The organism is Limosilactobacillus coleohominis, from assembly GCF_016901675.1.
GTDB classification, from domain to species: Bacteria; Bacillota; Bacilli; order Lactobacillales; family Lactobacillaceae; genus Limosilactobacillus; species Limosilactobacillus intestinavium.
This window is the reverse complement of the sequence record NZ_JACJKU010000015.1, coordinates 21,762-27,983: the sequence shown is the minus strand read 5'-3', so window position 1 is coordinate 27,983 and position 6,222 is coordinate 21,762. Positions and strand designations below refer to the sequence as shown.

Annotated in this window: 6 protein-coding genes; 5 read left to right on the top strand and 1 reads right to left on the bottom strand. The window is 37.7% G+C overall.

The genetic code is table 11. The features are described 5' to 3' along the window. Positions 1-215: 215 nt before the first annotated feature. Genes H5975_RS02655 through H5975_RS02645 form a run of 3 tightly spaced genes read left to right on the top strand, consistent with a single transcriptional unit; the run spans position 216 to position 2,128 of the window. A complete protein-coding gene (locus H5975_RS02655; RefSeq protein ID WP_204784775.1) occupies positions 216-599 on the top strand; it encodes a GntR family transcriptional regulator in 384 nt (127 codons plus the stop codon). Then, positions 580-1,443 carry an ATP-binding cassette domain-containing protein gene (locus H5975_RS02650; protein ID WP_204784774.1) on the top strand — a complete coding sequence of 288 codons (864 nt, stop codon included), beginning with the start codon at positions 580-582 and terminating at the stop codon, positions 1,441-1,443. Before H5975_RS02655 ends, H5975_RS02650 begins: the two co-directional genes overlap by 20 nt. Before the next feature lies 1 nt (position 1,444). Next, the gene (locus tag H5975_RS02645; protein WP_204784773.1) at positions 1,445-2,128 is read left to right on the top strand and encodes a hypothetical protein; all 684 of its coding nucleotides are present in this window, start codon (positions 1,445-1,447) and stop codon (positions 2,126-2,128) included. Positions 2,129-2,193: 65 nt separating this feature from the next. On the opposite strand, the gene H5975_RS02640 is transcribed toward H5975_RS02645, so the two are convergent. Next, the gene (locus H5975_RS02640; protein ID WP_204784772.1) at positions 2,194-3,165 is read right to left on the bottom strand and encodes an AraC family transcriptional regulator; all 972 of its coding nucleotides are present in this window, start codon (positions 3,163-3,165) and stop codon (positions 2,194-2,196) included. A gap of 182 nt (positions 3,166-3,347) precedes the next feature. On the opposite strand from H5975_RS02640, the gene H5975_RS02635 reads away from it, so the two are divergent. Beyond that, positions 3,348-4,634 (top strand): MFS transporter, encoded by a 1,287-nt coding sequence (locus H5975_RS02635; protein WP_204784771.1) that lies wholly within the window; start codon positions 3,348-3,350, stop codon positions 4,632-4,634. Position 4,635: 1 nt separating this feature from the next. Beyond that, entirely contained in the window at positions 4,636-6,216 is a 1,581-nt protein-coding gene (locus tag H5975_RS02630; RefSeq protein WP_204784770.1) for an alpha-rhamnosidase, read from the top strand. The last annotated feature ends 6 nt before the right edge of the window (positions 6,217-6,222 follow it).

Sequence of the window (6,222 nt, the reverse complement as noted above, 5' to 3'; positions counted from 1 at the left end):
GTCACATACCCTAAAAGTATGTAACTCGTAAAACTATACCAATTTAGCGAAAATTTCACGATTTTGTTAAACCAACACTAAATGATGTAGAGCCAATTAATCGGCGTTGTTGCTTACAATGCCGATTTTTTTCTTGCAAAAAAGCTTAATTAGTTATATAGTTAGTTACACAAGTAATTAACTAACTAACATTTATCAGAAAGGAGGCTAAACCTGTGCATTTTGAATTTGATCAATCCGCACCGATTTATCAACAATTAGCAGACCAAATGGAAGAAATGATTTTTTCAGGGCTTTTCCCTGAAGGTCAACAGGTTCCCTCTACCACCCAATTATCACAAGAACTTCACATTAATCCAGCAACTGTTCTTAAGGGAATGAACCTTTTGGTGGATCACCACCTTCTCGAAAAGAAACGCGGGTTAGGGATGTTTGTTAAGAAAGGCGCCAAGGAACGGATTATGGAAAAACGTAAAGAAGGTTTCTATCAAAACTACGTCGTCAGTCTCATCAAAGAAGCCACCAAACTACAAATCACTGAAGATCACTTATTATCATTAATTCAACGGGGGTATCAAAATGGCAACACTCAAAATTAACCAGCTTACTAAGCGCTTTGGTAATCATGTCATTTTAGACAATTTAACTTTTCAAATTGAACCAAATAAAATTTATGGACTTTTAGGCCAGAATGGTGCAGGAAAAAGCACTTTGCTCAATATTATCAACAATCGTAATTTCCCAACCGATGGAGAAATCCACCTAGACAATTCAACAGTTAACAATAATCATGACGCCTTGCAAAAACTATTTTTAATGAGTGAAACTTCCATGTATCCAAAACGCTCTCGTGTCAGCGACATGTTTCAGTTAGCAAATGATGGTTATGGTCAATTTAACTTCGCCATGGCTCATCGCTTAACCCATTCTTTTGGTGTTGATGAAAAAGCCCACCTTAGTAATCTCTCAACAGGATTAACTACGATTGCCAAACTAATCACTGCCCTATGCGTCAATGCTGATTTTATCTTCCTCGACGAACCTACTTTGGGCCTTGATGCTGGTCACCGTGAACTTTTTTATCGTGAACTAATGAAAACTTATGAAGAACGTCCGCGAACTTTCGTCCTCTCCACTCACCTAATTAGTGAAATCCAAAATCTGGTTGAACATGTTTGGATTCTAGACCATCATCAATTTATTCGTAATGAAGATGTTAACGACTTATTAGCAAATGCTTATGCAATTAGTGGGCCTTCTAAATTAGTTGACGAGTATACCAGCGACTTAACTATCTTGGATCAACAAACTCTTAGTAACATCAAAACTGTTTATGTTGTTCAGCCGTTATCTGAAAATAAGGTAATTCCAGATCAAATTAAAATTGAGCATATTGACCTGCAAAGAGCATTCACAGCATTAACCATTGGAAAGGAGAATTAATATGCAATTACCGCTTATTTATAAAAAATCAATGCAGAGATATTTCTACGCACTTGGCATTATCTTAATTACCGTATTAGGCTTTAACATTCTCGGTGAACTGTTAGGTTTATTATCAGGTAACGGTCTCTCAGGGCTGACTCTTTCATCCTTCTACCATGGGGTTGCTGATCCATTTTTAAGCTGTTCATTTGTCTTAATGGGAGTTTACTATCTTGTTGAGCCATATAGTGAATTCAAAATTGGTATTCAAAATGGCCAGTCCCGTTGGCAAATCTGGGTTAGCCAAATTTATGGCGTCCTTTCAATTAGTATTTTTGCCTGGCTAATTTATTTATTCGGTACTGGTTTTCAACACCTAAATGTGGCAACCGCATTCGGAATTTTATTATTAATTATTGATATCGTAGTATTCTCTTATGCTATCGGTAGTGGTTTTGCTCTTTTATCCCGCCTTTGGAAAATCATTGTCGGGATTGCCCTCCCAACTATCTTGTTAATTCTGATAGTCCAAATTATCCGACTAATGGTTAATTTCTGGCATCCTAGTGCTGCTACCTTAAATACATTGGCTGGTATTTTTAATTGGCACGGCTCTTGGATTTTATTCGGTTTGCTATGGTTAGCAATCATGCTCGGTTGCAGTTATCTCTTCACCATGCATCAACAATTACGGCGTGATTAAAATCTCATTTAATACAATTCAGCGGGTGATAAAAAGTCAATCATGACTTTTTATCACCCGCTTTTTTAATTCATTTCTCCCGTATGTTGATTACGAAAATCCGTTGGTGTAATTTGCAATTTATTTTTAAACAAGCGAAATAATGACGAAGTGTTCCGATAACCCAAACGCTCTGCAATTTTACTAACCGGCCAATCGGTATCTAATAATAAACTCTCTGCTATTAGTAATCGTTTACGATCTAACAACTCACCAAACGACATTCCTGTGTTTTGTTTAATTTTGTTGCCTAAATAATTTTTATTATAGCCAAAGTGATCACTTACTTGAGCCAACGTAACATCAACATAGTGTTTATCAATATAATCAATCACATGATTTAGTGGATCACTACTTGAATTCCGAAGGTGAATACTAGTAATAATCGGCTCTGGCAAGCAACTCAACGCGGCTTCCATTAATCTTCCCCGGGTTTCAAATGGTCGTCCATTAGTTAGTCCATAATACATTAGTTCTTGCCATATCAATTTCACATCATCATTATTATTCAAATCATAGATTAAATAACTGTCATGGCTTGCTTGACTATCTAACACGTTATACATAAAACGGTGAAATCCTTTTGCAGGTCTGATTGTATGTAAAAAATTTGTTGGTAACTGTTGTGGATCAATCAGGATGTTGACTAATAAGTCATTCGTATCCATATATCCATAACGTTGGATTAAGGTTTTATCCATTACTAACAGTTGACCCGCTTTTAATAGATATTCATGACCATTTAGCTGCTGTTGTGAGCTCCCAGAAAATTGGTAATTAAATTCAATAAAACTATGCGTATGTGCCGGCATATAAGAATAGCGGTGCTGCTTTGTCACTTGTACATATGAATCAGCAAAAAAGTTGCTACGGGGTATTTTGGGAATCATTCCTGGTCCATATTGCAGCCCCATATCGTTAATATTAATACCATTATTAAGCCGTTGTTTGGTTTCAACAGGATCTTCCTTTAACAATAACTTGCGTAATTTTTCCATACCAATTTTGTCCTTTAAATACTAAAACTCTGGTCATCACTGCCAATAAAGCAATTATAATTTGTGAACCTGTGATCTTGCAACTAAACCACTCACTTTTTAATATTGTAAGCGCTGCCAAATAATCATAAAGTAAACATAGGAATTATTAGTTTTGTTATTTAGATTGCGAGGTTCTTTTTATGGATAATAAACAACTTACTGCCGAATATCGGCCATTGGCCGCGGCTGCGGGGATTGGTTCAATCCTCGGTTCAGGAATTATTGTTGGCCTTTCTGCCACCATTACTGTTTGGCAAAAGGGTCTTGCTTTAACCAATGGTCAGGTCGGAGTGATCTCTGCTGCATTAACATTTGCAATCGCCATTGGTGGTTTCCTTCCTGGTTCCGTTAGCAAGGCGTTTGGATTAATCCGCTCATTTAACTGGACTAACTTTTTCTACGCCTTAGGAACTTTAATTTGTGTCTTCACTCCTAATTATTTGGTTTTACTCCTGGGTGTAATAATCACAGGTCTCGCATCTGGAATTGATTTACCACTTAGTTTAACGGTAATTTCACATGATGCACCAAATGAAAAAGTTTCTTCCAGCCTTGTCTCATCCACCCAAATTTACTGGCAAATTGGAATTTTCATTTCATATATCTGTTCATTCATTGTTTCAAAGATGGCGGGTGCCACTGGTGCACGAGTTGTCTTTGGTATTTTAACAATTATTGCTGCCGTCACCTGGTTATGGCGCACTAATTCAGCAAAGTTTAAAAAATTTCACGCTGACGGTGACCAATTCCGTGCTGCTGAGGAGCATAAAACTGATACTAAATTAAGTAGTTCTTCTGCAATGAAGGTCCTCTTTTCTGGTGAAGGAAAGAGTCGTTATCTTGGATTATTCCTAGGAATTTTTATTTTCTATATTTTCTGGAATTTATTAGCCAACACCTTCGGCCAATTCCAAACCTTCACTTTAGTTCAGGCACACGCTTCACAGACATTTGCTACGGGAGCGGGAATTGTTCTTAACTTCGTAGGACTCGCTGCTGTTACAGCATTTTCATCCGTCGCTTCAAGCCCTAAACGAAATACCTTTTTTGTAATCGGCATGATTATTCAAGCAGCCGCGATGTTTGGACTGGCAATTTCTAGTCACGATTTATGGCCAATTGTGATTGCAATTGGTTGTTACAACATTGGTAATAACATTGCTGGTGAGGCAATTTATAAAGTTTGGACTCAGGAATCATTCCCAGTTGAAACTCGTGCTTCCATTCAAGGATTTATGAATGGTTTCTCCCGCTTTGCTTGTGGTCTTTTCGCATTTGTAACCCCATCTCTTGTGATGCCTAACGTAATTCGTTACACCATGTTTGGCTTCACTGCCTTAATTATTATTGGATTTATTGCTGGCCTCTGCGTCATTGCTCTGGAAAAAAGTACGGTATTATCCAACAACGCTCAAAGGAGTAATTAGTATGGCATTTACTTTTCAAATTAATAATCAAGTCAAGTTTAATCATAATCAGTCCCTGCTTAATAAAGCGGCTGCTCTGACGCTAAAGCTAAAATCAACAGTGGTAAAACCCGTCGCCATTGTCGAACCGGTTAAAGATAGTAGCAAGCTCAACGAAACAGGAATGAAGAAAATTGATGACATCACTAATCTGGATAAACATCAGCTAAAACGTGATGATCGAGTGATCCTAGATTTTGGTAACCACTACGTTGGCCACTTTAAAATTAACATCCGCCATATTGGGTCACCACAAGATGCTCCATTAGCACTCAAAATCAAATTTGCTGAAACTCCGGCTGAATTTGCTTTTAACTCTGCTGATTATGATGGTTGGCTTAGTAAATCATGGATTCAAGAAGAAACTATTCACATTGACCAATTACCAGTGGAACTTAATTTGCCACGTCGTTATGCCTTTAGATATGTTGAGTTAAAAGTCATCGATACTTCACCAAAATGGTCTGCTATCTTTAGCGATCCTGAGCTAACCGCCCTTAGTTCTGCTGACTGGAACAACTACCAACCAGTGAAACTATCAGATCATGAATTGCAATCAATCTACGACGTTAGTGTTAAAACTCTTTATGACTGTATGCAAGAAGTATTTGAAGATGGGCCAAAAAGAGATCGTCGTCTCTGGCTTGGTGATCTTCACCTTCAAGCACTTGCTAACTATGCCACATTCCAGAATAACGTCTTAGTTAAACGGTGTTTATACCTGTTCGGAGGTATGTCTGCTAAGGATGGGCGAATTGCTGCAAATGTTTTTACCAATGGTGATCCACAACCAGATGATACTTTCCTCTTGGACTATGGGCTATTCTTCATCTCCACATTAGACGACTATGTTACAGCATCCAATGATTTAGCCACACTACGTGATCTTTATCCTATTGCTAAGAAGCAAGTTGAGGTGGCTCTGAATTGTGTTCATGATGGTATTTATGAACCCGATGATGATTATCCTGTATTCGTTGATTGGTCCAATGAATTTGATAAAACCACTGCTGGACAAGCCATTATTATTTATGCACTAAAGCAATTCATCCACCTTGCCCAACAACTTAACCATGATGATGACATTAATAAAGTCCAACCGATTCTTGATGAAATGGTGGATCATTCAATTAACGACTTATATGATACCAAGCATCATCTTTTCGTTTCCGGGTCTAATCATGAATTCAATGTTGCCAGTCAAGTCTGGATGGTTCTAGCTGGTGTTGTCAGCGATGAGAATGCCAAACAAATAATGAGCTCAATGAAGAAAGAACTCTTCCCAATTACAGGAATTGCTACTCCATATATGTATCACCACGTTGCAGCAGCCTTTTTTAAAGCCGGACTTAAAGATGATGGTATCGAACTATTAAAAGATTACTGGGGCAAAATGATTAAACTTGGTGCTGATACCTACTGGGAAGCATTTGAGCCAGAAAATACAAATTATTCGCCTTATGGTAGTCCGATTGTTTCCAGTTATTGTCATGCTTGGGGATGTACACCTGCATTTCTCATCAAAAAATATTTATTAAATTAAGGAGTA

Coding starts and splice junctions, on each gene's coding strand:
- H5975_RS02650 (WP_204784774.1), top strand. CDS start 580: ATGGCAACACTCAAAATTAACCAGCTTACTAAGCGCTTTGGTAATCAT.
- H5975_RS02645 (WP_204784773.1), top strand. CDS start 1,445: ATGCAATTACCGCTTATTTATAAAAAATCAATGCAGAGATATTTCTAC.
- H5975_RS02640 (WP_204784772.1), bottom strand. CDS start 3,165: ATGGAAAAATTACGCAAGTTATTGTTAAAGGAAGATCCTGTTGAAACC.
- H5975_RS02635 (WP_204784771.1), top strand. CDS start 3,348: ATGGATAATAAACAACTTACTGCCGAATATCGGCCATTGGCCGCGGCT.
- H5975_RS02630 (WP_204784770.1), top strand. CDS start 4,636: ATGGCATTTACTTTTCAAATTAATAATCAAGTCAAGTTTAATCATAAT.